Consider the following 22,912-nt stretch of genomic DNA (forward strand, 5'->3'; position numbering starts at 1 on the left):
ACCTAATTATAAAGCGCTCATTAAATGGCTGTCAATAACCCATTTTCAAGCTTCTAGAGTTTGTAGGCAAAACAGAGTTTGCCTCCAGCTTGCTTAGCGTTTATTCGCGGCCAATCTCATCAGACAATTCAAGATTTGAGAACCTTACCGTTCGTTCGATTGTTGCTGATATCGCTCGGCTTGGGTGCCTACTCCTTGTTTGGAGGACTGAGATTCCGCTATTCTAGCTTTTAATGCGATATTCAGGCGTAAGCGGACAGGAGATCCGCTATCGCCCTCCATATCGCTTCAAAATGGGTGTGGAGAGCGCATTAGCTGCTTCTGAGTCCGGAGCCTGTGTCCTAACCGGTATTTCTATTGAAATAGCGGCTCCTGTGTCCACCAAGTCAATTGTTTTTTTATAAATGAAATCTAAAACGGAGAGTATGAAGCGGTTTTGGGTTTTGGGTTTTGGGTTTTGGGTTTTGGGTTTTGGGTTTTGGGTTTTGGGTTTTGGGTTTTGGGTTTTGGGTTTTGGGTTTTGGGTTTTGGGTTTTGCCTTTGGCTTTTGGCTTTTGGGTTTTACGTTTTTGCTCTTCGTGTTTTCTTATCTTTGCCATTCGGGTTTAGGGTTTGAAATTTTAAGTGGGGGGTGGGGAAGCGGAGCGGAGTGAAGGGGTGGGGAGTGAGAAGCGGAGCGTTCGCTTTTAGCGTTGGATTTCTACCTATAGGGTGGAAATAACTGCATAGAAATCCAAGGCTAATGGCGATCGAGCCCCAACCCCATCACGCAGCGCAGCGCCCCATACACCCCCCATTTACGTTTCAAACATAAATGAATAAATTCTCATTAACTTCTCATAAACACCAAACAACATGATTTCCCCTTCCTTTGCGCTCTCATCATGAGAAAAGGCTCATTTTTCGGTGTGGTATAGTGTTTTTAGCCAAAACGAATCGTACAACGAAAGGAATCACACCATAATGATTAAGAGAAACTTTTTTCGCTCCGTCATCAAATTGAGCTTATGCGCAAGTATTGGTTTGACAGCCTTCACCTTCGCTTCCGGCAACCAGGCACATGCCGCAACTGAAACTTCCCTACAATTAATCGACTCCGGCAAGGAGTTTATCGGAACCCCCTATAAATATGGAGCCCCAGCAGGCATTACATACGCTTTTGACTGCTCTTCCTTTACCCAATACATATTCGATGCCATGGGCGTTTCGCTGCCACGCAGCTCCTCCTCCCAAGCATCCATTGGAGCCAAAGTGACTAAGGAAAACCTTAGTGTAGGCGATCTTGTTTTCTTTAATACGAGCGGCAGAGGCATTAGCCATGTAGCTATCTATGCGGGAAATAACAAAATTTTGCACAGCGCCACGAGCACGGGCGTGACGATCAGCAGCCTTGGCGAGTCATACTGGCATAAGCGCTACGTGACAGCACGACGCGTATTGAAATCCTAGGCCAAACCTTTCAACACGTTACAACGCAGCTATAGCGTTCTACAATTGAACTCCTATATAAGCAAAAACGTCCTGAACGCTAATTCGTTCAGGACGTTTTTGCTTATCGTTGTATTTCTAATGCTCCTCCAAATAAAAAAAGGCCGCCCCTTCTCCAGCATCAGGCTGATTCAGAGGGTGGCCATGCGTCATTCACACTTATTTGCTAAGCGTTTCTGTCAATACAGGAACGATTTGCGATTTGCGGGATACTACGCCCTTCAGAACGGCTTTGTTGTCAGCCAGCGTTACATTGTAGGCTTTCTCAACTGCGCCTGCTGCGCTGCCGATAGCAAGCGCTACGGAATCGCTGTTCAAAATGTCAGTTACAACGAATAGGAACAGGTCCAAGCCTTTTTCCGAAACGATTGCGTTAATCGCTGTTTCCAGATCCGCTTGGCGAACCAGTACATCGTTTGTGTCAACCGCATTAACTTGCGCGATTTCTACTTTGCTGCTGCCCATTTGGAATTCTTTCGCATCAAGCGAAAGCAGCTGAGCGATCGATTTGTCGCGCACGTCAGCTCCTGCTTTCAGCATTTCCAGACCGTATGCATCTGTATCAACCCCAGCGATAGCAGCAAGCTCCTTAGCAGCCGCTACATCTTGCTCGGTGCAAGTTGGCGATTTGAACAGCAAGGAGTCGGAAATGATTGCGGACAGCATTAGACCTGCGATTTGCGGCTCGATAGCTACGCCGTTTTCTTTGTACAATTTATTCAAAATCGTAGCTGTGCAGCCTACAGGCTCAGCGCGATAGTATAGCGGGTGGCTTGTCTCAAAATTCGCAATACGGTGGTGGTCGATAACTTCCAGCACGCGAACTTGGTCGATATCTGCTGCGCTTTGCTGACGCTCATTGTGGTCAACAAGAATAACAGTCTCTACTTCATTGGCTACCGTTTCTACAAGACGCGGCGCCTCAGCCTTGAAATGAGTCAGCGCGTATTGCGTTTCTCCGCTAATTTCACCCAAACGAACCGCTTCAACCTCAAAGCCCAGCTTAGCCTTCAAATCAGCATATGCGATCGCAGAACAGATTGTATCCGTATCCGGATTTTTATGCCCGAAAATAAATGTTTTTGCCATTTTACTGTCTCCTTAGTTCTTGTATTTGGGATTGCGGCAGTCCGCATTTCCCAATAAGTTTTTCACACATTTGATTATATAATATAATGAAGTATATACCTATGCCCTTACAGAGATTTTTGCAAACAATCCTCAAATAAGCTTGCTTAAAGACAGAACCGAATGGTATAAGGGGTATAGAACATTTGGCTGCCGAGTTACAACATCAACTAGACAGAACAGGAGACCTACAAAAGATGAGTTATAAAATTGCTTTTTTTGATATTGATGGCACATTATTAGATGAAGAAAAACAAATTCCCCAAGATACGATTGATGCGATTCGTGAAATTCAGGAGCAGGGCGTCGAGGCTGTCATTGCAACGGGACGCGCGCCTTATTTTTTCAAGGATATTGCCGAGAAGCTTGCGATTAATTCCTTCGTCAGCCTGAACGGCGCTTACGTCGTGTACAATGGCGTTCCCGTATACCATAATCCCATTCCTCGTACAGATGTCAAGGCGCTTGTTGAGCATGCCGGACTTCATAACCATTCCCTCGTCTTTGAAGGACATGACGCCTTTTTTTCCAACGCTGAAGCGCATCCGCAGGTGTTCGATTCTGTGACATCACTGCGCGTAGCGCAGCCGGGCTTCGATCCAAGCTATTGGGAAAAAGCGGACATTTATCAAATTTTCCTGCACTGCGAGCCGCAGGACGAGCATCTGTATACAGACGTCATCCCAGGCTTGCGCTATATTCGCTGGCATCCGTTCGCGATGGACGTGCTTACGAATGATGGCTCCAAGGCGCTTGGCATTGCCGCGCTGCTGGAGCATTTGGGACTGACGGCTCAGGAAGCACTTGCCTTCGGTGACGGACTAAATGACAAGGAAATGCTCGAAACTGTCGGACTAGGCATCGCCATGGGCAACTCCCATCCGGAGCTGCTGCCCTTCGCTGATTACGTAACGACTCATGTGAGTGAAAATGGCATTCGGGGTGGCTTGCGTCACGCCGGCTTGTTGAAGTAATATCGCCAATCTAGACATTTCATTAAAAAATAAAGAGGTACAGCTAACGGTTCGAAGCGTTAGCTGTACCTCTTTTAATATATTTGGAATTAGCTGCCGTTTACGTTCAGCCAATCACTTTCCTAATGTTAGACATGCTCACGCAGGTCAGCCTGACAAAACGTACTGGCCTTTTTTCCGCTTATTGCTCTTCTGCTACGGTGCTTTGAAACAAAAATTGAATGAGCCACCACAAGGACAGCAGTACAATAACTGCCGATGAGGTTAAAGAAATCCATTTGAAAAACAAATACAAAAAAGGGTTGCTGGAACGTGTTCTTCTGTGATCCCCACCACTAAGGTTCATAATAAATTTCGCCTCCTGTATGCGTTTTATGAAGCTCTAATCCATGCCGTATTGCCATGCTTTCTTCCTCCTTCTAATCATTAAGGCCTCTTTGTTCAAGAGGCCTTATCACTACTCTAACATATATATGACATTAGAACCACAGTTCACCATCAATTAGTCAATAATACGTCATATTTGACATTGAGTTTCAAATTGACATTAAACTTGACAAAAGTTAGTTCATAAAATATAGTTAGTTACAAATAGTAATCAACTTATCACAGGAGGAATTGCACATGACCTACAGCATAAATGCTGATACTGTACTTGGGACAGTAAAGCTGTACATTAGCGATTTGAAACGTTCGCTGCCATTTTATCAAGAGGTTGTTGGCTTGCAGGTGCTTGAGCAGCGAGACAACGTTGCCCGCCTTACGGCTGACGGCGTCCATACACTTCTTGAGCTGGAAGAGATTCCAAATGCCATCGTCTCCGAACGCAGAACGACGACTGGCCTTTACCACTATGCCCTGCTGCTGCCTAATCGTGAAGCGCTCGGCGCAGCACTCGCCCGGCTAATCGCCTCCGGCATTCATATCGGTCAAGCCGATCACCTCGTCAGTGAAGCGCTGTATATCACGGACCCTGACAATAATGGCATTGAAATTTATGCAGACAGACCACGCTCAGAGTGGAAAAAAGAAGACAATGGCGATTACGTTATGGCTAGCAACCCCGTCGATTGGGACGGACTTCTTGCCGCTGCCGATCCGGCTGCCGCTACGCTACTGCCGCCCAGCACAATCATCGGGCATATTCATCTGCATATTAATGGCATTCCGGCTGCCCGCGCCTTTTACAATGGGCTGCTCGGCTTTGATATCGTAGGCGACTACACCGATTTCAAAGCGTTGTTCGTCTCAGCCGGAGGCTACCACCATCATATCGGGCTTAACATTTGGGCCGGCATTGGCGCCCCTGCACCAGCCGCCAATACTACTGGGCTGGACTACTTCACCATCGTCTATCCAAATCAAGCGGAAAGGGATACAGCTATAAGCAGGCTGCGTGAGGCGGGAGCAGCACTTGACGAGTCAGACGGCATTATTTTTGCAACCGATCCTTCCAGCATTAGGATTAAGCTTGCAGTGGCGGAATAATAGGCCAGCAAGCAGCAGCTATAGCAAAAGCCACGCAAAACCACTGGCATGTGGTATTGCGTGGCTTTTATGCTTTTTCAACTGGAGCAGTTGGCTCCATTTCAATATAAGAGCCATACTTATTCGCTGTCGCTCAAAAGTGCAGCTTCCGGCGTTACCTCATAAATCGTTATATTGCTGCCGCCTCCGCCAAAGCCGCGGAAGCTGTTGTCACTATTTCGATTCGTGAAAAATCCGTTACTACTTCCGCCAATTCCAGCGCTAGAATTACTGCTGTTGAAGCCACCACTATTATTGCTAGCTGTATCGCTGTTATTCACCGCATTCCCGCCTCCAGCTGTCGTCTGCCATTCGCTGGATTCAACCTGCTTGCCATGGGAAGTAATCCACTGCGTCAGCTCATTATTATTGCTGCCCCCGCGCCCGCCTTGCGAAACGAGAAAATATTTCAATTCCCCTGCGGCCACGAGCGCCTTCAGCCGGTCTACAGACAGAACGGGATCGGAGCCGGAATAACCGCCGAGTATAATGACATTTTCACCGGAATCGATAATATACGGTGCTGCGGTCGAATAGCTGTTCGTCGCAAACAGGTACTTCTCGCCTGTATTGTGCGCCTTCAAAAAAGCAAGCGCGGCTTCATTAAGCGGCTCATCGCGGGAAGAGGCATTCGTCTGATCAGGCCCTGCCTCCGGCAGCTGGCTGCTCTGCCCGTATACGATAGGCGTCGCCGCCCAGTAAGCCGGGCCAATGAACAGCACAAGCAGCCCGAGCAGCGCAATCAGGTTCACGGCTGGCTGCTGCCAAATTTTTTGGCGGCTCGCCGCATGCTTTCCGTTTTGAACGCCAGCATTCGCTGTCAAATATCCGCCATGCTCATACGGCAGCTTGCCGCCATACAGCTCGTTATCTGCGCCAGCATCTGCCCCTGCTTCTTCCCCTTCCGTGCCACCACTACTATGCCGTATTAATGACTTCGCCTGCTTCTGCTTCGCTATCCGCCATCCAATGAGCAGCAAACTTGCTGTCATTCCGCCAACTAGCACGGCAAGCGACCACCCGCTGCCAATTGTCGCGTCAAATGGATGCATAATATACCATTCGAACCCCGCTGTTGCGGCAATACCGAGCGGCAGCAGCCAGCTTACCCAGCCCGCTTTGCTGCGATATTGTCTCCATAGCTCACTCCAGCCTGCTCCAAGCAGTGCGGCAATCGGGGGGCCCATCATAATTAAATAATATTGATGAAAAAAACCTGCGACGCTGAAAAAGGCCATAACCGGTACCAGCCACGCCAGCCAGAACAACGCCTCCTTATGCTTCATCGTCATATTCCGTCTGCGAATGCTAGCCAGCAAACCCACGCAGCCTACAAATACAAAAGGCAAAAACCAGCTTGCTTGACCGGACAGCTCGGCTTGGAATAATCGAAGCGGCCCTGCTGTTCCTGTTCCAAACATGCCGCCTGAGCCACCGCCGCCAAAGCCGCCGCGACCACCCATGCCGTCCATTCCCCCACCTGGACCGCCGTTAAAACCGCCGGCTCCAGCATCTCCCCCGGCACCTCCTGGGAGCCCACCAGTCCCGCCGCCATTATTGTTATTGCTATCCGCGCCCTGGCTGCTTCCGCCACGGCGGCTGCCACCATCGACGCTCGCCCCCTGCCCATCCTGCTCTACAGCCGCAATGCTGCGGTTCCCGCCTGGCACATCGCCGCTGAACCAGCTATTTACAATATTCGTCTGGGCAAAATCTGTATTTCCAACCGCCGGAAGCTGCTGCGGCCCCATCATCGAGCCGGAACCGCCTCCACGATTTCCAGTCAGCCTTGAAAGTCCGTTATACCCGAAAGCTAGCTCCAACACAGAGTTTGTCTGGCTGCTGCCCACATAGGGACGACTATCTGTGGATATAGAATCAACTGTTACCGCCCAGGATAAGGAAATCACGAGCATAATAGCGGTCGCTCCTGCCAGCAGGCTGATTTTTTTAAACCATTTGCCCTTCCACGCCATTAAAGCAAATAAATAAAACGCCGGAAGCACCATGTAGGCTTCCATCATTTTCATATTAAATCCAACACCTATGACGGCAAAAGCGCCTATCAGCCAAATCGCCTTGCCCTGCTTCGTTCCACGGAATAACAGCCATACGGCAAGCAGCAGCGTAAAAACGAGCATGCTATCGATATTATTCGTCCGGCTCACGGCAACCGCAACCGGCATCGTTGCCATCGCTGCTGCTCCGATCCGTGCTGCCGCAAGGCCAAAGGACGGTTTGAGCAGCACATACAGCAAAATCGTCGAGCCAATACCTGCTAACGCTTGGGGCAAAATCACGCTCCAGCCATGCAGACCCAGCACATAGGCAAAAGCCGTCTGCACCCAGAACGTGACCGGCGGCTTGTCAACGGTTACGAAGCCTCCAGAATCTACGGTTGCAAAGAAAAAATTGTGGAAGCTTTGCAGCATACTTGCGACCGTAGTCGTGTAATACGTATTGACATGGTCATCTGTCCAGATTAAAAATCCATTCAAAAATGCCGATACGAGGATACATACCATTAATATTGCATCCATGCGCTGTTTTTTTATTACTGCCATGGCTCAGCCGCCCTTTCGCTTCCGTCTCTTGCTTCACTATGAGAGATTGTGCGCCTTTTCCCTGAAAATCGAATGAAGCAAAGCTGAAATTGAGCTTAAAAAACAGAAACGATACAAATGGAGCAATAAAAGTAAGGCTGAGGTCCAGCGAAAAAAGGTTATAGTCGTTCGCCCTGAGTGGAATGCCAATGTTCAAACAAAGAAGACTCAAGAACCACCGCCAGTGGAGCTTGAGTCTTCTTTATTGAAAAATAACGATTTATCTAGATTAAATCCGATTTGCTCAACAGCTTCTGAACGAGAACAGCCACTTCCGCACGGGTAATGAAAGCGCCCGGAGCAAGTTCATTCCCCTTTCGTCCTGTTACTAATCCATAGCTCAAGCTGTCGATAATGCCTTCCTTGGCCCAGCTCGATACCGCACCATTGTCGGTGAAAGCATCCAGCGCTTGCCCTGCAGCTGGTGATGTTTTCTCCTTCAATTTCGTTAGCAGCATCGCTCGGGCTAGAAGGGTCATCGCTTGCTCACGCGTCATTTTATCGTTCGGACGCATCGTCCCATCCCCGAAGCCACTGATTAAGCGATAGTGGGATGCTGTGCCCAAATCTCCCGCGAACCAGCTGTTCGGAGCAACATCGACGAAGCTCGTCCCCTGCATTTTGGGCTGCAAGCCCAGAGCACGGATCAGAATCGCCGCGAACTCCGCTCGGGTTACCTCTTGATTGGGATTAAACATGCCGTTCGCGTCCCCTTTAACGATCAGGCGCGAGCCCATATCGTTAACCGCTTGTTTTGCCCAGTGTCCCTCTACATCCTTGAACGCGAGCGGGTGCCAGATTAAGGAATAGACACTGTTCGTCAAGCTGCTCACCTTAGCATAAGAAACTCCATCGCGTAACACTATTTTCGTTGGGACGTGGCGCAGCGTTCCGTCCGTTTCAATTACAACCCCAGTCGTAATTTTGCTCGTATCCACACCTGCAGGAATTGCAATACTGCGTTCTACGTAAGCATCGAACTCACTCACATTGATGCTCTCGTTCAAATATATGGCTCTTACACTAAAGTCCAGCTGTGGAACGACAAAGGCTATCTTTGCTCCAGCAGACTCATCGTGAGTCCACTTAAGCGGCTCTTTGGGCACAGCAATTTCGATCTGAAAGCGAATATCCTGCAAGGCAATCGACTTGCCAAATTGATCTGCAATGGCTCCGATATTGATCTGCAGCGCTGGTAAACGATAAATCGCTTTATCCGTTTGCAGCTCCAGAACCGCCTGCCTCGATTCCATTTCATGAATAATTTGCCCATTAAGCTCTGCGATAATAACATCGGAATTGGCTTTCGACTGTATCGTTACGACCGCCGAATGAGCCTCTGCTGCAAGCAGGCTTTCCAGCTTTTTCTGATCAACGGTAATCGTTGTTACGCTCTGGGAATCAACCTTCGTTACTTTTGCCGATCCCAAGTTCTGCGATTTACCATTAATAAGAACGAAACGGTCAGATGGGCCGGCTTCCGGCGCCGTTGAAGGTGCCGGCTGCGACGGCGTGCTTCCTCCGCCGTTGTTATTGGGAGGACTTACCGGTGTTACAGCAACGGACGCAGTAGAAGCCGCGCTATTGCCCACTTCATTAATCGCGATTACGGTAAAGGTGTACGCTGTGTCATTTGTTAAGCCTGTAACCTTAATGGGGCTGCCCGTACCGCTCGCTGTCACTCCCCCTGGATTAGACGTTACCGTGTAGCCCGTAATAGCGCTGCCTCCATCGCTGGAAGGCGGAATGAAACTTACCGTCGCTTCTCCATTGCCTGCCGTCGCTGTCACACCGGTCGGTTCGTCCGGATGTGTCATTGGCGTAACGGCATTCGATGCCGCCGAGGAAGGTGAATCTCCGCTTCTATTCGATGCAATAACGGTAAACGTGTAGAATTGACCATTCGTCAAACCGGTCATTTTGATCGGACTATCCGTGCCGGTCGCTATCAGGCCTCCTGGATTAGCCGTTACCGTGTAGCCCGTAATTTCGCCGCCCCTATCATTGGCAGGCATAGTGAAGCTTATCGTCGCTTCTCCGTTGCCTGCGGTTGCTGCAACGCTAATAGGAGCGCTCGGAGCAGCATAATCCCATTTTTGAATACGATGATTGCCGAAATCAGCCACATATATAATTTCATTGTGGTAAACTGCCACACCGGTCGGACTGCTAAACTCGCCAAGACCGCTTCCTTCCCCGCCCCCGCTCTTTGACCACTCAATCCACATTCCATCCGCTATATTCAGCTTCTGAATGCGATGATTGCCCAAGTCCGCAACGTAAATATCCCCATTAATGTCTACCGTCAATCCGTATGGCTCGTTGAACTCGCCCAAGCCGCTTCCTTCTCCGTTGCCGATTTCCTCCCATTCGCCTTTGGAGATGTCCAGCTTCTGAATGCGATGGTTATCTGTATCGGCTACGTAAATATTGTTGCTGCTGTCTACCGCAACACCAGTCGGATAATTAAACTCGCCTATCTCGCTTCTTCCGTTTCCTCCGCCTACAGTCTTCCATGTTCCGGTTGAAGCCTCCAGCATTTGAATGCGAAAGTTGTTCGTATCGGCGACATAGACGTTACCCTCACTGTCAACTGCAACGCTGGAAGGGTATGCAAATTCCCCAGAGCCACTTCCTTGGCCGCCTCCTGCTTTTCCCCATGCCCCCCACGTTCCCGTACCTGCATCCAGCTTCTGTATCCGGTGATTGTTACGATCAGCGACATAAACGTTTCCATTGCCATCAACAGCTACGCCAGTCGGATTTTCAAACTCGCCCAGGCCGGTACCCGAGCTTCCGTCTATTTTCCCCCACGCGCTCCAGCTGCCCGTAATCGCATCGAGTTTCTGAATGCGATGGTTTTCATAGTCGGCCGCGTACACATCGCCTTCATCATCTATCGCGATTCCTGTTACACCATCAAATTCGCCGAGGCCATCGCCTGCAACCGCCCCCATATAACCCCAGTTGCTCCAAGAGTCCGCCAGCCTATCCAGCTTCTGAATCCGGTGATTTTCGCTATCGGCTACATACACATCGCCGCTTTCGTCTACCGCTACGCCGAATGGACTCCTAAACTCGCCTAACTGGCTTCCCAAGCCTCCGCCGCTCTTCTTCCACTCGCTCCACGAATTTGTAGAAACATCAAGCTTCTGAATCCGGTGATTTCCCGTATCGGCTACGTAAATATTACCGCTATGATCAAGGGTGACATCAGACAAGTTTTTAAACTGGCCCACACCGCTTCCTAGCGAGCCGCCGATCAGCTTCCATTCGCCCGATGGCACAGACGAGAAATCCAGCTTCTGGATGCGGTTGTTGCGAGAGTCGGCTACATAGACATTACCACCCTCATCTACCGCGACGCCTCTAGGAAAATTAAACTCGCCCAGACTAGTTCCCGAGCCTCCGCCGCTCCTCTTCCACTCGCTCCACGTATTCGTAGAAACATCCAGCTTCTGGATGCGATGGTTGTCGGTATCGGCTACATACACGTTCCCGTTAAGGTCAACGTCTACGCCTCTAGGCGATTTAAATTCCCCTATACCGCTTCCCGAGCTTCCGCCAGCCTTCGACCATGCGCTCCACGTATTCGTAGCAGCATCCAGCTTCTGGATGCGATGGTTGCCCATATCCGCTACATAAACATTGCCGCTGCCATCTACTGCAACGCCTGACGGGTTTTTAAACTCTCCGAGTCCGCTTCCCGAGCCACCGCCGCTTTTCTTCCACTCGCTCCATTCCCCCGTAGAAACATCCAGCTTCTGGATGCGATGGTTGTTAAAATCGGCCACGTATACACTTCCACTTCCGCTGCCGTATACCGAAACGCTAACGGGTAGATCAAAAGAACCTAGCTGGTCATTCATCGTTATACCAAGCTTCGCATACTGACTCCACGTTTCGGCTTGCGCTGAAACTCCTGATACAGGAAGCACAACCATTGAGATGATTACGCTCCATACCCATAATTTTCTTAAAAAATGCTTGACATATCCCCTATTCATCACTATTGATCGTCTCCTTCGACTCTAATCGACTACATTCTACAAAAACCCACTTAACAAACACTTAAAAGACCGCTCTAACCGCAGGGCTGTCCTAGGTTTGAACAAGATTTGCAAACATGGTAGACTTTTTCATGAGATCGCCCGTGTTGAGAAGCAACCGTTTGCAAAACTGGAGATGATAAAATGTCGGTAAAAGGAATTAAGCTGCTGCTTGTTGATGACGAGCCGCATATCGTGCAGTTTTTGGAGCTTGGCTTGCTGAATGAAGGCGCGGATGTTCGAACAGCCAGCAATGGCGAGGAAGCGATTATGGTCGCTAGCGACTTTAGGCCCCATGTAGTCATTTTGGATGTGATGATGCCGGGCATGAACGGCTTTGAGGTTTGCCAGGCGCTTAAAGCAACGGGCGATAATATCGCCATTATTATGCTGACTGCCAAAGATGAAACGCAGGATCGCGTGAAAGGGCTGCGCATTGGTGCTGACGATTATGTCATTAAGCCATTCAGCTTTGAGGAATTGCTTGCCCGCATTCAAGCAAGGCTACGCAATCAATTTCCGAATTTGCTCGGGGAAGTCGTATACGGCCCGTTCCGCATCGACGATTTGCGCAAGGAGCTATCCTACATGGATCAAGTGCTGGAGCTGTCGCCTACCGAATATGAGCTGCTGAAATTTATTGTAATGAACAACGGCATTGTGCTGAGCAAGGCGCTTATTTTGGACAAAGTATGGGGCTATCATTTTGGCGGCGAGGAAAATATCGTTGAGGTGTACATTCGTTCGCTGCGCGAGAAGCTGCAGGACAAGGAGCACCGGCTTATTCGCACGCTGCGCGGCTCTGGCTATCGCATGGATTTGCCATGACGGACCGCAAAGCTCCGCTGCTGCTTCGCCTACTAAAGCCCGAATCGCTGCGCTATCAGCTGCTTAGCCGTTCGCTGTTCGTACTGGCAGGGCTGCTTCTGTTAATTGGAACGCTGCAATATGTTTTAATGAAGGACTTTATATATAATAATCGAGCCGAGGCTTTGGAAGCGCAAATTCAGGCGATGCCTCCCCAGTGGCATTCAGACGGCAAACCCGTTTACCCGAAAAAATCACCCAATATCGGCGAGATGGCATCGGATGATTCCACATTTTCACCGCCGCCTTCGCAGGAAGGCCCAAGCAATATGCCTACGATTACTCAACCAGGCCTATCACTTGCCTATGTGAGCAGCACAGGTGAACGAACGATATTAACAACTAGCAGTGAAACGTGGACACCAGAGCTAAGCAAAGCGGAATACATGAAAATTTTTGAGGATTTGAAAAAGCATCGCGACGGCGGTTATCAGCTGCTCAGCAATAGCGAAGGCGCCCAGCAGCTTGTCGTCTTTCGGCTTGCCGGACCGCCGAATTCGCCAGATGGACTCATTCAAGCAGGCAACGACACCGATTTGCTGCAAACGGTGCTTGCATCGCAGCTAGCTATTTTCGCCGGGCTGTCTATTGTTGCCTTGGCCGGTGGCTTATCGCTTTACTTGCCACTGCTGCGCAAGACGCTCGCACCGCTGTCGCGCATCGTGAAGGCCGCACAGCGCACAGATGCCATTAATCTCACCGAGCGATTGCCCATATCGCAAGGACAGCAGGAAATCGATCTGCTTTCCGAAGCGTTCAACGGCATGCTCGGTCGGCTGGAAAGCTCCTTCGAGACGGAGCGGCAGACGACGGAGCGGATGCGGCGCTTTGTTGCTGACGCTTCGCACGAGCTGCGGACGCCGCTCACTTCCATCCATGGGTTTCTGGAGGTGCTGCTGCGCGGAGCCGCTTCAAATCCGGAGCAGCTGCACCGCGCCTTAACGAGCATGAAGCTTGAATCGACGCGCATCAACAAGCTCGTAGAAGATTTACTGCTGCTAGCCAAGCTTGATCAGACGCCAGAGCTCGTTAAGGTCGATACGAACCTTGGCAATCTCATTCATGAGCTGGAGCCGCAGCTGCATATTTTGGGCGGCCAGCGTGAGGTGCGGATTGACGCTGCTGTGAGCCTAAGCGGGTGCTACAATCCCGATCAGCTCAAGCAGGTGGTGCTCAATTTATTTTTAAATGCAGTCCAGCATACCGACGCCAATCAAGGCAAAATATCGCTTAAGCTCGCAAAAGCCGGAGCCTATGCCGCCATCTCCATTACCGATAACGGAGCGGGCATTAAGCCGGAGCATCTCCCCCATTTGTTCGAGCGTTTTTATCGCAGTGAATTTTCCCGCACCCGCCTAAGCGGCGGAGCAGGCCTCGGGCTTTCAATTACGCAGTCCATCGTTGAAGCGCATGGCGGAACGATTGAGGCGGCCAGCACCGTCGGCGAAGGCAGTACATTCACCGTCAAGCTGCCGTTAGCGGATGTATAAGCAAACAGGGTGCCCCACAAGGCCACAATCTGGCCGCGGGGACACCCTGTTTTATTTTTCACTTTGCAGCACGAACGCATCCAGCTTATTGCCATCCACATCATAAGCCTCATATGTCAGCTTATCTCCTTCGATCGTAATGCCGGCAAACATTTGCTTATTATTTTGAAAATGAACCTTATGATAAAATTGATCCTCTTTCATCTCATTAAACTTCTGCCCCGCTGCGTTAGTGACGACGTAGACGGTACCGCTTGACGTGCTGATGACACCATCTCCATCCCCTGTCACCTTGCCATCCTTCAGCGGATACGATCTTGCATATTCATGGTTATGCCCCTGAAGCACGAGATCAACCCCATATTTGTCAAACAGCTTAACCCAATCATCGATTTTCTCGTATTGATTACCGGCATAGGGGCCACGATGAACCGATACGATAATCCAGCGTTTGTCTGTAGCTGCCAAATCCTTCTCCAGCCACTTGGTCTGCTCCTTTTTGTTCGACTCCGTGTTCAGCATGATGAAGTGCGCCGAGCCGTAGTCGTACGAATACGTTGTACCTTCAATCGAGCCGTCCGCTCCATTGGCTGGCAAATTGAAATGAGCGACGAATTCGTCTGCGTTATTATCTACCTCGTCATGATTGCCTGTCACAGGCATAAGCGGAAAACGCGTAACCCACTGCTGCGCCTTGCCAAAAAAGTTTTGCCACGCGATTTCATCATCCGGATTTTCCGTCAAATCGCCGTTATGCACAATAAACTGCGCGCCAGGAAATGTGCTAAACGCCTGATCCAGCGTATTTCCCCAAAGCTCGAAATCCTGCTCCGTCACCCCTTGAGAATCGGTCACATTTATAAAAGTAAATGGATCCGCAGCCTGCGCCTGCGTCATAAAATGGAACGCTTCGCTCCAGCCGCTCTCACTCCCGTCGCCCACACGGTACGTATAGGCTGTGCCCGGCGACAGCCCTGTAAGCTCCAGCTTATGCCCCCCTCTTACTGCGCCATTGCCTGTATCCAGCGTTGATGTCTTCCCCTCAAGACGACTGACCTGCGTCCCCTCGCCCTCGCCTGACAATTTTGCAGCATCCATTCCTTCAATCCATTCAATCACTGTTCCCGCTTGCGGATTATCCGTAAACCAGGTGAAAGCGCGGCTAGTTGCCGCATCCTCTTTAAAGGTCGTAACGATAGCATAAGGCTTCCCAGCCGCCTTCTCTGTTGTCCCAGCCGATTTCAGCCATTCTATTCCTGCAACGACAAGCAATAGTACAAGGCAAAGGGCCAAAATCCATATCCATTCTTTTTTCATCTTAATCTCCTTTCCCGTGAAGTTCATACCTGTGCTGCCTTTTACGATAACGCTCCCGCCCAAAGCAAGTCAAACTTTTCACCCGGCATTCAGCAATCTTTCAGCGGGCACTCATTTTCACATCAGCATCTGAATTTACAATAGCTTTACAAACAGCTTAGCGAAGCCACCATAACAGCTGAACGATTGATAGAGAGAAGGAGGGAGTCATTTGCAGCAAAATTTAAAGTTCCGGCATGAGCTGAAATTTATCATCAACCAGCATCAATATTTCATCATCCGGCAGCGGCTAAAAAATATGATGCAGCAGGACGCCAATGTCGGCGATACGGGCGAATACCACATTCGAAGCTTGTACTTCGACGATGTGAACAATAAAGCGCTGCATGAGAAGCTGGGCGGCGTACGCGACCGAAGCAAATATCGGATTCGCATTTATAATACGCAGGACAAGGTCATCCATTTTGAGAAAAAAATCAAATTCAAGGATTACATTGCCAAAGTCAAGGAGCCGCTTACGCGGGCCATGTACGACCAGATGATGGCTGGCGACTATGAAGTGTTCAATCGGCCTGATAAGCCGCTGCTTATGGAAATTTACAAGGAGATGAAGTACCGGCTGCTTCGTCCGAAGGTGATCGTTGATTATGTGCGCGAGCCTTATGTTTATGAAAATGGCAATGTGCGGATTACGTTCGACAAGGATTTGCGAACGGGGCTGCATGCGCTGGACATTTTTGACCCGAATCTTGATCCCGTCATCGCTCTGGAAGATAACCGGATGATACTAGAAGTGAAATTCGATGAATACATGCCGGCTTATATTCAAACTGCGCTTCAACTCGAAGGGCTGCACCGCACCTCGGCATCCAAATATGTGATCTGCCGCAAATATCTTAAATTCAACACTTGGGAGGATTTTTAAACGATGGAGACCACTACTACGGCAGCTGCCGCAACGACTACAGCGACGGAAACGTCCACTTCTTTTGCCGATATTATTAAAAACTCGGTGACGAGCAACTTTACATCCGATATTAGCATTTCAAAAATACTCATTACGCTGGGCGTAGCTTTTCTGATTGGCTTCTTTATCTATACGCTGTACAAACGGATTTTCAGCGGCGTGCTTTATTCCAAAAGCTTCAACGTCTCGCTCATCGGCATGACGATGGTTACGGCTATGGTCATTATCGCGATTAACTCTAATCTGGTGCTCTCGCTCGGCATGGTCGGCGCATTGTCCATCGTCCGCTTTAGAACGCCAATTAAAGATCCAACCGACCTGATCTTCCTGTTCTGGGCTGCCGTTGCCGGTATCGTATCGGGTGCAGGCTTCTATACGCTCGCTGTTATTGGTTCTGTCGTTGTCGGTCTCGTGCTCTTCTTCTTCGTTAAAGGCGGCTCGGTTGAGCAGCCGTACCTGCTTGTCGTCAACTGCGACAATGAAACGACCGAGAAAGAAATTCACGGCCGTCTGAACAAGCTCGTTAAACGCTACAATGTGAAGCAAAAAACCGTTACGCGCGGCAATGTGGAAATGACGATTGAAATTCGGCTTCGTGATCAGGAAGGCGCGTTTGTTAACCAGCTTTCCGAGCTATCAGGTGTCAAAAATGCCGTTTTGATCAGCTACAGCGGGGATTATGTATCTTAATTATGAGGAGGTTTCCGGCATGAAAGCAAAAGCTTCAACCTTGCTTCTAAGCCTGTGCTCCCTCCTTCTGCTTCTCACCATTACAGCCTGTACCAATGGTACAGGCTCTACTCCAACGACAACGGAAACAAACGTTGTCTCAGGCGGGGAGCAGACGCTGGATGAGACGGTATTTCCCAAGGACAAGGTTATCGATGTAAAAATTACAGTGGACAAAGATGACTTTCAAAATATGCTGGACAACGCCAGCGCAGAGGAATTTAAGGAAGCGACGGTCGATTACAACGGCCAAGTTTTCAAAAATGTCGGCATCCGCACGAAGGGCAATCTCAGCCTGAGCAGCGTCGTCAATATGACTGATTCGGACCGCTACAGCTTCAAGCTGTCTTTCGACGAATATGTCAATCAGACGATTAATGGCATTAGCAAAATCAATCTGAACAATAATTTCAGCGATGCCTCCTATATGCGCGAGTTTCTTTCCTATGAGCTTGCCGAAGAAATGGGCTTGCCAACCCCTAAATATTCCTATGTGAATGTATATGTAAATGGCGAGCTTTGGGGCTTCTATTTAGCGATCGAGCAAATTGGCGATGCCTATCTGGAACGCAACTTCGGCAACAGCTATGGTGCGCTTTATAAAGCAAACGGCGGCAATGGCAGCGAGCTGAACTGGCTGGAGACGATGAAATCGTACACGGGGCTTGATCTCAAGTCCGCTTCGTCCAATGACGATATTTTGCTGAAAATGCTCGATGAATTAAATAATGGTACGGACTATGACAGCGTTCTTGATGTACAGGAAGCGCTGAAATTTATTGCCTTAAACGCCGTTGCGGGCAATATGGACAGCTATTTATCGGAGAAAAAACATAACTACTATTTATATGAGGATGATGGCCTGTTCTCGGTTTTGCCATGGGATTACAATATGTCCTTCGGCGGCTTTGGCGGCACGGGCGTGCTCATTGATGAACCGACTTCCGGCACACTGGCGGATCGGCCTCTCATCGCCAAATTGCTGGCAGTCGATGAATACAAGGAGCAGTACCACGCTATTATCAAACAAATGATAGAAGGATATTTGGCAGATGATACTTTCGCAGCCAGAGTAAAAGAAATAGCCGAGCTGATTTCTCCTTATGTAAAAGCGGACCCTTCTTCCTTCTATTCCTATGAAGAGTATGAGCAGGGCATTACGACGGTGCTTTCCTTCGCAAGCACTCAAGTAGCAAGCGTCACCCAGCAGCTTGACGGCACAATTCCTTCCTCGGGCGACGGTTCCGGCAGCGGCAGCAGCGGCTTTGGCGGTGGTGGTGGTATGGGCGGCGGCGGTTTCCCTGGTGGTGGCAACGCTCCAACTGACGGCGCTAACGCGGCGGGCGGTAATCCTCCAACCGACGGTACTAATGCAGCGGGTGGCAATGTTCCAACTGATGGCGCCAACGCAGCGGGCGGTAATCCTCCAGCTGACGGTGCTAACGGTGCGCAGCAAGGCGGTCAAGGCTTCGGTGGTGGAGGCTTTGGCGGCGGAGGTCCAGGTGGACAAGGCGGTATGGGCGGACAAGGCGGCATGATGGCACCGCCCAATGGCATGGGGGGCGGCGGTCCCGGCGGTCAAAGCACTCAGCCGCAGGGCAGCGCTTCGGAAGCTATTACTGCAGGCATCGCATTAATTATTTTAATCTTGTCGAGTGTGTTCGTTATTTTCTACAACCGCAGAAGGCTGTAACCAAACTTGTGAAACGGAGCGTAAAAAATCGCAGAATAAGCGATTTTTTACGCTCTTTTCTTTTGTTAAGGCTGCTCTCAACTTTTTATTCGACTTCCTTCCATTACATCGGCCGTTCGATCTAAAATGCAAACAAGATGTTCACAATTCATCCATATTGTTAGGAGCTAACTTAATTTTTTGATGACAACAGAAGCGTTTACGTTTGTTTGTGTGCCACCGGCCAAAGTCTGAAGGCCAACCGCAGCAGCTGAACTATGATTTCGCAGAGTAAGAACATCACCAGCCGCTAGAGCAATTATAGCCTGCCCATTGTTTTGCTGAGTGCCAGCACCTGAGCCATAAACAGTTCCCGCAACCAGTGTGCCGTTTAAAAATAGGGCGAATTGGTTTGGTTCTACACACGATACAGAAAAAGCAACCTCATATTTGCCCGGATTGCTAACTGCAATTTGTGCGGTTTCGGGGTCATGGGTGATTCCAGGTGAAAGAATGCCATTTGAATCAAAAATAACATCCGTTTCTACAGGAACAGTTTGAGCACCTAAATTATAAATAACACCGGAAATTATTGGGGGAATGATAGGGTATATAATCGCCATTCATCTCCACTTCCTTTATTTGTTTTTCAAGTAGATATGTACGAAAATAATATCCCCAGAAGCATTTAAAAAGACAATGCCGACAATCCAAAACAATATTATTGTCGGCATCTCATCCATAAAGATGATTAGTTTACAACAAATTCGATTACAATTGGTGTCGCAGGATCGAGTGCATCGCCACCAGGTATGGTGATCGCAGTGGTAGTAACGGTTGAAGTATCTGCTGTTTGAATCTGCGCATTAATATAAAGATTATAATACGCGGGTGCAGTTGGAAAAGCTGTGGCAGCAACTCCGGCATCATTGGTGGTGGCTGTTGCAAGAATATTAAATGCAACGCCGACACCTGTTCCGTCTCCAATTGTAGCAGAAAACCTTCGAGCAGCCATAAAGGGTTTTGTAATTGCCATTTATATCACCTCCCTTCTTCAATCTCTACTAGTAAATGATAGAGATAGATTAAAGGGAAGGGCGGATCATCTAATTAAACGCACATTTTATAAGGTTACTTGAGCAAAAAATTGAATGATTTCGAGAATAATAGGCGTACCTAAAAAAATAGTTTGATTGTATAGATTAATGTTCAAGGCACTTTCATTTAAGCTATATATACTGCCTTCTTGCAATATCCCATTGATGTAAAGATTACTATAGCTATTTTGACCAATTCCTGTAAATGCGGTTATTAATGTTCCCTCATCGTTTGTAAATTCTTTAGCTGGAATCGTTACAGAGGACTGTATATCTGAGGTCACAATATAAAAATATCTTTGAGCACTTGGCAAAATAATGATATCAGGAAGGACGACAGGTCCTGGCGGTCCTGGTGGGCCCTGAGGTCCTTGCAAGCCTGGAGAGCCTTGAATCCCTTGCGAGCCTGAAGGTCCTTGAGGGCCTTGAATCCCTTGCAAGCCCGGAGGGCCTTGAGGGCCTTGAGAGCCTGAAGGGCCTTGAGGTCCTTGCGAGCCTGAAGAGCCTTGAGGTCCTTGCGAGCCTGAAGAGCCTTGCGTCCCTTGAGAGCCTGGAGGTCCTTGTATATCTCCCGGAGCTATTATAATATTTTCCGGTTGTGTACAAGCAACACGTTTAAATTTTTTTCTCGATAAAATAAACTTTTTACGTTCTTTTTTTCTTCTCAAAGGGCAAACAATAACTGTTTTCTTTTTAAAATCTTTTTTTCGGCCAGTATTAGAGCTCTTCAGTTTCCGTTTATCTGTTATACGTATGTTCTTTTTTTTGACGATACATTTCTTATTACGTGCAGGCTTTCTTGTTACTGAAGTCATTTCTTTTTTATTATGGATATTGACACTCCACAAGCTAAACACCTCCATATACAACAATTGTATATTATGAGATTTCTCTATCGAAGGTATAGACTTTTAACTACTAACGATATAGACGTTAATCTATTTTACTGAAAATAGGTGTCAGACTACTTTTCTTTATTTCCCTATTCTACAACCTTATTTATTGTGAACACCATTTCAGATTACTCCGGAAAATAGACGGACTTTTTTCACCTTTCAATGCTCAAATATTCGCCTTTTCAATAGATAAATGATCATTTATTGGCGAATCATTCGCATATTCCCCTCCATTTCTGCCAAAATAAATACTGTCAACAGCGCTCATGACGCTTTCTTCTTTTCCTTTCATTGCGACTGTAAACGCTATCCATTAACATGATTATTATCCCGTTTGTAAGGAGTAACATGACAAACGGTGAAAACATATTGCGCGTGATGATCGCTTCGTTCATTCATATACCCGCGCCTATCGAAGCTGTTATTGCTTCGCAATTCATTGAGGAGGAGTCATGTCATGAGTAGTCAAGAAGTACAACAATCGTCATCCGGCGGTGTAAAGGTAGGGGTGCAGAAATTCGGCAGATTCCTAAGCGGAATGGTTATGCCAAATATCGGCGCATTTATTGCCTGGGGGATTATTACAACCCTGTTCATTCCGACCGGCTGGTTTCCAAATGAAGATTTGGCAACGCTTGTTGGCCCAACCATTACTTATTTGCTTCCGCTCCTGATCGGTTATACAGGTGGTAAAATGGTTCACGGCACCCGCGGCGGCGTCATCGGAGCCATGGTCACGATGGGCGTTATTCTCGGATCGGATATTACGATGTTCCTCGGAGCTATGATCGTAGGTCCGCTGGCTGCATGGATTTTGAAAAAATTCGACCAAGCGCTGGAAGGTAAAATTCCATCAGGCTTCGAAATGCTTATCAATAACTTTTCTTCCGGCATCATCGGCGCGGCCCTCTCGATTGGGGCATACAAAGGCGTTGGCCCGCTTGTTACCGCATTCAGCAATCTGATTTCTTCCGGCGTAGAATTTCTCATCAACCACGGCCTCTTGCCGCTGGCGAACATTTTAATTGAACCGGGTAAAATTTTGTTCCTGAACAATGCGATTAACCACGGTATATTAAGTCCAATCGGGCTTGAGCAATCGCTGGCTACTGGCAAATCCATTATGTTCATGCTGGAGTCTAACCCAGGTCCCGGTCTTGGTATACTGCTCGCTTACTGGCTGTTTGGCAAAGGCGCAGCGAAAGGCTCTGCTCCAGGCGCTATCATCATTCAGTTTTTCGGCGGTATTCACGAAATTTATTTCCCATACGTCCTCATGAATCCGCGCCTCATTCTTGCGGTTATCGGCGGCGGCATGGCTGGTACGTTTACCTTCTCCCTGCTGGGCGCAGGCCTTACAGCCGCTCCTTCACCAGGAAGTATTCTCGCTTATTTTGCGCTCGTGCCTAAGGGCGGCTACTTTGCCATGATTAGCGGTGTTGTTATCGCGGCGGCAGTATCATTCGTAATCGGCGCGCTTCTGCTGAAAACAAGCAAAAACGCTCAAGGCGATATTGAGGAAGCAACGACTAAAATGCAAGATATGAAGGCCTCTTCTAAAGGCGCTGAAACAGCTGGTGCTCAAGCTGGCACAGTTTCCGCAGCTGCTGGCACAGTGAAATCGAAGGAAGATGTGAGCAAAATTATTTTTGCTTGCGATGCTGGAATGGGCTCTAGTGCAATGGGCGCTTCCATTATGAAAAAGAAAGTCAAAGCAGCCGGTCTTCCTATACAGGTGACCAACACGGCGATTAACGATCTCCCTTCTGATGCGGATATCGTCATTACCCATAAATCGCTGACTGAACGGGCGCGACTGAAAGTTCCTGGAGCTGAGCACATCTCCATTGAAGATTTCTTGAAGAGCCCCGAGTATGATGCTTTGATTAACAGATTAAGCTAAGCGTAATTCTTATATTTTAAACGAAGCAAGCCTAGACTTTGCGCTTAACGCTGACATTTAATGTCGGCGTTAAGTCCATTTCCCGGATAAGGATGATCTCCTATCAAAGTATCGACGAGACAGCGACGTATTGTAGAGCTGCTGCTGGAGCAGCGGGATGAAATAACAGCGGCAGATATTGCCGCTGAGGTCGGAGCAAGCACCC

General features: G+C 48.7%; 19 protein-coding genes and 1 pseudogene. 10 read left to right on the top strand and 10 right to left on the bottom strand.

What is annotated here, in order from left to right; translation table 11 throughout:
- Nucleotides 1-404: 404 nt before the first annotated feature.
- Nucleotides 405-653 carry a hypothetical protein gene (locus tag AC50X8_RS01220; protein ID WP_494878180.1) on the top strand — a complete coding sequence of 83 codons (249 nt, stop codon included), beginning with the start codon at nt 405-407 and terminating at the stop codon, nt 651-653.
- A 310-nt stretch (nt 654-963) separates the two neighbouring features.
- Nucleotides 964-1,449, top strand: coding sequence for a C40 family peptidase (locus tag AC50X8_RS01225; RefSeq protein WP_056029637.1), 486 nt, complete (start codon nt 964-966; stop codon nt 1,447-1,449).
- A 198-nt stretch (nt 1,450-1,647) separates the two neighbouring features.
- Here AC50X8_RS01225 and AC50X8_RS01230 read toward each other — a convergent pair whose 3' ends face one another.
- Entirely contained in the window at nt 1,648-2,577 is a 930-nt protein-coding gene (locus tag AC50X8_RS01230) for a manganese-dependent inorganic pyrophosphatase (RefSeq protein WP_056029640.1), read from the bottom strand.
- A 236-nt stretch (nt 2,578-2,813) separates the two neighbouring features.
- Here AC50X8_RS01230 and AC50X8_RS01235 point away from each other — a divergent pair, with 236 nt between their 5' ends.
- Nucleotides 2,814-3,590, top strand: a complete 777-nt coding sequence (locus AC50X8_RS01235) for a Cof-type HAD-IIB family hydrolase (protein WP_056029643.1) — start codon at nt 2,814-2,816, stop codon at nt 3,588-3,590.
- Between the two features lie 181 nt (nt 3,591-3,771).
- On the opposite strand, the gene AC50X8_RS01240 is transcribed toward AC50X8_RS01235, so the two are convergent.
- The gene (locus tag AC50X8_RS01240; protein ID WP_155972754.1) at nt 3,772-3,936 is read right to left on the bottom strand and encodes a hypothetical protein; all 165 of its coding nucleotides are present in this window, start codon (nt 3,934-3,936) and stop codon (nt 3,772-3,774) included.
- A 278-nt stretch (nt 3,937-4,214) separates the two neighbouring features.
- Here AC50X8_RS01240 and AC50X8_RS01245 point away from each other — a divergent pair, with 278 nt between their 5' ends.
- The gene (locus AC50X8_RS01245; protein ID WP_494858238.1) at nt 4,215-5,078 is read left to right on the top strand and encodes a VOC family protein; all 864 of its coding nucleotides are present in this window, start codon (nt 4,215-4,217) and stop codon (nt 5,076-5,078) included.
- Nucleotides 5,079-5,197: 119 nt separating this feature from the next.
- Here the strand turns inward: AC50X8_RS01245 and AC50X8_RS01250 are convergent, their stop codons facing one another.
- The 3 genes from AC50X8_RS01250 to AC50X8_RS01260 form a co-directional block, all read right to left on the bottom strand.
- On the bottom strand, nt 5,198-7,681 hold the full coding sequence (locus tag AC50X8_RS01250) for a glycosyltransferase family 39 protein (protein ID WP_494878187.1): 2,484 nt from the start codon (nt 7,679-7,681) through the stop codon (nt 5,198-5,200).
- Nucleotides 7,587-7,877 carry a hypothetical protein gene (locus AC50X8_RS01255; protein ID WP_063892462.1) on the bottom strand — a complete coding sequence of 97 codons (291 nt, stop codon included), beginning with the start codon at nt 7,875-7,877 and terminating at the stop codon, nt 7,587-7,589. The genes AC50X8_RS01250 and AC50X8_RS01255 overlap by 95 nt, the downstream gene beginning before the upstream one ends.
- 67 nt (nt 7,878-7,944) lie before the next feature.
- Nucleotides 7,945-11,727, bottom strand: coding sequence for an S-layer homology domain-containing protein (locus AC50X8_RS01260; RefSeq protein WP_494878668.1), 3,783 nt, complete (start codon nt 11,725-11,727; stop codon nt 7,945-7,947).
- A 186-nt stretch (nt 11,728-11,913) separates the two neighbouring features.
- Between AC50X8_RS01260 and AC50X8_RS01265 the strand changes: the two genes are divergently transcribed.
- Both AC50X8_RS01265 and AC50X8_RS01270 read left to right on the top strand, forming a co-directional pair.
- Nucleotides 11,914-12,597 carry a response regulator transcription factor gene (locus AC50X8_RS01265; RefSeq protein WP_056029652.1) on the top strand — a complete coding sequence of 228 codons (684 nt, stop codon included), beginning with the start codon at nt 11,914-11,916 and terminating at the stop codon, nt 12,595-12,597.
- On the top strand, nt 12,594-14,126 hold the full coding sequence (locus AC50X8_RS01270) for a sensor histidine kinase (RefSeq protein WP_494858233.1): 1,533 nt from the start codon (nt 12,594-12,596) through the stop codon (nt 14,124-14,126). Before AC50X8_RS01265 ends, AC50X8_RS01270 begins: the two co-directional genes overlap by 4 nt.
- Before the next feature lie 51 nt (nt 14,127-14,177).
- Here the strand turns inward: AC50X8_RS01270 and AC50X8_RS01275 are convergent, their stop codons facing one another.
- Entirely contained in the window at nt 14,178-15,443 is a 1,266-nt protein-coding gene (locus AC50X8_RS01275; RefSeq protein ID WP_494878189.1) for a purple acid phosphatase family protein, read from the bottom strand.
- Between the two features lie 211 nt (nt 15,444-15,654).
- Here AC50X8_RS01275 and AC50X8_RS01280 point away from each other — a divergent pair, with 211 nt between their 5' ends.
- Genes AC50X8_RS01280 through AC50X8_RS01290 form a run of 3 tightly spaced genes read left to right on the top strand, consistent with a single transcriptional unit; the run spans nt 15,655 to nt 18,832 of the window.
- Nucleotides 15,655-16,368: a polyphosphate polymerase domain-containing protein gene (locus AC50X8_RS01280; protein WP_099519620.1), complete on the top strand. Its 714-nt coding sequence runs from the start codon at nt 15,655-15,657 to the stop codon at nt 16,366-16,368.
- 3 nt (nt 16,369-16,371) lie between these two features.
- Nucleotides 16,372-17,100, top strand: coding sequence for a DUF4956 domain-containing protein (locus AC50X8_RS01285; RefSeq protein ID WP_494878191.1), 729 nt, complete (start codon nt 16,372-16,374; stop codon nt 17,098-17,100).
- Nucleotides 17,101-17,119: 19 nt separating this feature from the next.
- The gene (locus AC50X8_RS01290) at nt 17,120-18,832 is read left to right on the top strand and encodes a CotH kinase family protein (RefSeq protein ID WP_494878193.1); all 1,713 of its coding nucleotides are present in this window, start codon (nt 17,120-17,122) and stop codon (nt 18,830-18,832) included.
- 167 nt (nt 18,833-18,999) lie between these two features.
- On the opposite strand, the pseudogene AC50X8_RS01295 reads toward AC50X8_RS01290, so the two are convergent.
- The 4 genes and pseudogenes from AC50X8_RS01295 to AC50X8_RS01310 all read right to left on the bottom strand — a co-directional run.
- A pseudogene (locus AC50X8_RS01295) lies at nt 19,000-19,395 on the bottom strand (BclA C-terminal domain-containing protein); the annotation flags it as partial.
- A gap of 167 nt (nt 19,396-19,562) precedes the next feature.
- On the bottom strand, nt 19,563-19,847 hold the full coding sequence (locus tag AC50X8_RS01300; RefSeq protein ID WP_494858224.1) for a DUF4183 domain-containing protein: 285 nt from the start codon (nt 19,845-19,847) through the stop codon (nt 19,563-19,565).
- A gap of 87 nt (nt 19,848-19,934) precedes the next feature.
- Nucleotides 19,935-20,756 (bottom strand): DUF4183 domain-containing protein, encoded by an 822-nt coding sequence (locus tag AC50X8_RS01305; RefSeq protein WP_494878195.1) that lies wholly within the window; start codon nt 20,754-20,756, stop codon nt 19,935-19,937.
- A gap of 214 nt (nt 20,757-20,970) precedes the next feature.
- Nucleotides 20,971-21,096 carry a hypothetical protein gene (locus tag AC50X8_RS01310; protein WP_494878196.1) on the bottom strand — a complete coding sequence of 42 codons (126 nt, stop codon included), beginning with the start codon at nt 21,094-21,096 and terminating at the stop codon, nt 20,971-20,973.
- 165 nt (nt 21,097-21,261) lie between these two features.
- Here AC50X8_RS01310 and AC50X8_RS01315 point away from each other — a divergent pair, with 165 nt between their 5' ends.
- Nucleotides 21,262-22,707: a PTS mannitol transporter subunit IIBC gene (locus AC50X8_RS01315; protein ID WP_056029680.1), complete on the top strand. Its 1,446-nt coding sequence runs from the start codon at nt 21,262-21,264 to the stop codon at nt 22,705-22,707.
- Nucleotides 22,708-22,912: the final 205 nt, after the last annotated feature.

This window comes from Paenibacillus sp. JT22N15 (assembly GCF_059383755.1).

Bases quoted from the DNA above. Each gene is read 5' to 3' on its own strand.
- AC50X8_RS01230 (WP_056029640.1), bottom strand. From the start codon at position 2,577: ATGGCAAAAACATTTATTTTCGGGCATAAAAATCCGGATACGGATACA.
- AC50X8_RS01315 (WP_056029680.1), top strand. From the start codon at position 21,262: ATGAGTAGTCAAGAAGTACAACAATCGTCATCCGGCGGTGTAAAGGTA.
- AC50X8_RS01250 (WP_494878187.1), bottom strand. From the start codon at position 7,681: ATGGCAGTAATAAAAAAACAGCGCATGGATGCAATATTAATGGTATGT.
- AC50X8_RS01220 (WP_494878180.1), top strand. From the start codon at position 405: ATGAAATCTAAAACGGAGAGTATGAAGCGGTTTTGGGTTTTGGGTTTT.
- AC50X8_RS01275 (WP_494878189.1), bottom strand. From the start codon at position 15,443: ATGAAAAAAGAATGGATATGGATTTTGGCCCTTTGCCTTGTACTATTG.
- AC50X8_RS01240 (WP_155972754.1), bottom strand. From the start codon at position 3,936: ATGAACCTTAGTGGTGGGGATCACAGAAGAACACGTTCCAGCAACCCT.
- AC50X8_RS01300 (WP_494858224.1), bottom strand. From the start codon at position 19,847: ATGGCAATTACAAAACCCTTTATGGCTGCTCGAAGGTTTTCTGCTACA.
- AC50X8_RS01265 (WP_056029652.1), top strand. From the start codon at position 11,914: ATGTCGGTAAAAGGAATTAAGCTGCTGCTTGTTGATGACGAGCCGCAT.
- AC50X8_RS01235 (WP_056029643.1), top strand. From the start codon at position 2,814: ATGAGTTATAAAATTGCTTTTTTTGATATTGATGGCACATTATTAGAT.
- AC50X8_RS01225 (WP_056029637.1), top strand. From the start codon at position 964: ATGATTAAGAGAAACTTTTTTCGCTCCGTCATCAAATTGAGCTTATGC.
- AC50X8_RS01310 (WP_494878196.1), bottom strand. From the start codon at position 21,096: ATGAAAGGAAAAGAAGAAAGCGTCATGAGCGCTGTTGACAGTATTTAT.
- AC50X8_RS01270 (WP_494858233.1), top strand. From the start codon at position 12,594: ATGACGGACCGCAAAGCTCCGCTGCTGCTTCGCCTACTAAAGCCCGAA.
- AC50X8_RS01285 (WP_494878191.1), top strand. From the start codon at position 16,372: ATGGAGACCACTACTACGGCAGCTGCCGCAACGACTACAGCGACGGAA.
- AC50X8_RS01245 (WP_494858238.1), top strand. From the start codon at position 4,215: ATGACCTACAGCATAAATGCTGATACTGTACTTGGGACAGTAAAGCTG.
- AC50X8_RS01260 (WP_494878668.1), bottom strand. From the start codon at position 11,727: ATGAATAGGGGATATGTCAAGCATTTTTTAAGAAAATTATGGGTATGG.
- AC50X8_RS01290 (WP_494878193.1), top strand. From the start codon at position 17,120: ATGAAAGCAAAAGCTTCAACCTTGCTTCTAAGCCTGTGCTCCCTCCTT.